This is a genomic window from Demequina zhanjiangensis (assembly GCF_030418315.1).
In the GTDB taxonomy this organism is placed as follows: domain Bacteria; phylum Actinomycetota; class Actinomycetes; order Actinomycetales; family Demequinaceae; genus Demequina; species Demequina zhanjiangensis.
The window spans coordinates 1-1,897 of record NZ_JAUHPV010000017.1; the positions used below are offsets into that span (position 1 = coordinate 1).

Sequence of the window (1,897 nt, forward strand, 5' to 3'; positions counted from 1 at the left end):
ACTACACATTAAACCTGAACTCAACCGCGTTCCGTGGCCGAACAACATCTGGATTGACGAGCCTCAGGCCAGGTAGGGAGCCTGCGCCGGCGCTCCGTTCCCGCGCGACCAGCGAATCCCCCTGACTCCGAGAACAACGAGCCCGAGCAGAGCAAGAGCGCTCACCACCACGAGCGGCCACGCCCACGGCGAGTGATCCCCGCCGCTGATGAAGTACGTATCCGCCAGCCCAATCGCAGGCGCGACCGACGCCCACCAGTACGCGAGAGGCCCAAGCGTCAGCAGCCCGAGGCCAACCACGGACGGAATCCACCAAGCCAGCGGGCGCGCCGCGGCAAGAAAGGCGATCGCAAGCATGGCCAGCGGCCCGAACGCAAGGAATGAGACGACAAGCCACACGTCCATGGATTGCCCAGCTGCCTCCACTTCGGTGTAGATCTGGCGCAGCGGTGTCCCCGGCACGGCCCAAAGTGGATTGAGCACGAGGATCTGGACAATCGCCCACCCCGAATAAACAGTCACGGCCAGGAAGCTCAGCACACCGGCGAGCGCGCCACGGCCCTTCGACGACTTGTCAGCGAGTGTCATGTGGTCATCCTAGGCACAGCCAACTTCTGCTTCGTCTTCTTCACAGCGCGAGCAGGACGGTCGGTCTGCCGAGCGCAGATGCTAGAGGGCAACTACACGTTGAAGCGGAACTCAACCGCATTCCGTAGCCGAACAACGTCTGGATGGCCACGTTCTTGTCCGCTGTACGACGCCACCACACCCAACCTTGACAACCCATCGCTTTTCGTTACTATCGATTTTCGATAGGGGGACGAAAGATGGAGACCAAGGTCAGACGATCAGCGGTCGGTGTGGTGCAGGTGCTGGCTCTTGCACTCGCCGCCATCTCAGCGGCGTGGGCACTGGCCTGGCTGCTCGGGCCGAACGGCTTCAACGTCATCCCGCTGTACAGACTTGGAAACGCTCTCACGTGGTCCGACGCCAACGGAATGCCGTACGAAGCCGTCACTGTCGACGGTGAAGCCGGGGGCCAGACGGCAGCGGCGGCCACTGAGATTGTCGGCGGCCTCAGCGACACTGCGAACGGGACCGTTGGCTCCACATTCTTCGGCGACGAGTCCTATGTGGTGCTCTATGTCTCCAGCGCCAAGGAGTTCCTGTGGATGGCAGTCCGAGCGGTTCCACTGCTGGGCGTCGCAGGGATCTGGTGGCTCGTGGCACGCATCCTCGGCGACATTCGCAGAGGCGACGGCTTCGCCAGAAAGGTCGAACGCCGGATCATCGCGATCGGCGCTCTTGTCGCAGTCGGCTCGCCATTGGCTACGTTCGCTCAGTGGAAGGTCGCAGATTGGCTGGTCTCGGGATCGTCGGCGAGCGAGATAGCGACTGCGGCACCGCTGAACGTCAACCTCTCGGTCGTGGCGATGGGACTCGTGATCGTCGCGATCGGCATCGCATGGCAGGAAGTCGCCTCCATGCGCAGGGAGCTTGAGGGCCTAGTGTGAGCCCGGCGGAACCTGCCGACCACCGGATCGTGTCCACGCTCGACGCAATGCTCCAAGCGCGAGACATGACGCTCACAGAACTCGCAGACCGCACCGGCATCACAGTCGTGAACCTCTCGGTACTCAAGAACAACCGCGCACGCGCCGTACGCTTCTCCACGCTCACAGCCATCTGCGACGCTCTGGACTGCGACGTCTCAGACCTGTTCCGCGTCGACCGCTAGGTGGAGCGGATGTGCCGAGCGTAGCCAGTCAGACCGCGCAGCACTCGAACCGCCCAGCCTCTCGGCGTTCTGTCGAAGCAGCGACTAGCTTGGATAGCCGAAGGCTCGCTGGGAACTACACATTAAATCTAAATTCGACCGCATTCCGTAGCCGAATAA

3 protein-coding genes are annotated in these 1,897 nt (G+C 62.5%); 2 read left to right on the forward strand and 1 reads right to left on the reverse strand.

Features of this window, described 5'->3' with window-relative positions:
* Nucleotides 1–63: 63 nt before the first annotated feature.
* Nucleotides 64–588 (reverse strand): hypothetical protein, encoded by a 525-nt coding sequence (locus QQX04_RS14610; RefSeq protein WP_301130461.1) that lies wholly within the window; start codon nucleotides 586–588, stop codon nucleotides 64–66.
* A 239-nt stretch (nucleotides 589–827) separates the two neighbouring features.
* On the opposite strand from QQX04_RS14610, the gene QQX04_RS14615 reads away from it, so the two are divergent.
* Nucleotides 828–1,514, forward strand: coding sequence for a hypothetical protein (locus tag QQX04_RS14615; RefSeq protein ID WP_301130462.1), 687 nt, complete (start codon nucleotides 828–830; stop codon nucleotides 1,512–1,514).
* A 47-nt stretch (nucleotides 1,515–1,561) separates the two neighbouring features.
* Nucleotides 1,562–1,738, forward strand: a complete 177-nt coding sequence (locus QQX04_RS14620; RefSeq protein WP_301130464.1) for a helix-turn-helix domain-containing protein — start codon at nucleotides 1,562–1,564, stop codon at nucleotides 1,736–1,738.
* Nucleotides 1,739–1,897 lie beyond the last annotated feature (159 nt).

Bases quoted from the DNA above. Each gene is read 5' to 3' on its own strand.
- QQX04_RS14610 (WP_301130461.1), bottom strand. From the start codon at position 588: ATGACACTCGCTGACAAGTCGTCGAAGGGCCGTGGCGCGCTCGCCGGT.
- QQX04_RS14615 (WP_301130462.1), top strand. From the start codon at position 828: ATGGAGACCAAGGTCAGACGATCAGCGGTCGGTGTGGTGCAGGTGCTG.
- QQX04_RS14620 (WP_301130464.1), top strand. From the start codon at position 1,562: ATGCTCCAAGCGCGAGACATGACGCTCACAGAACTCGCAGACCGCACC.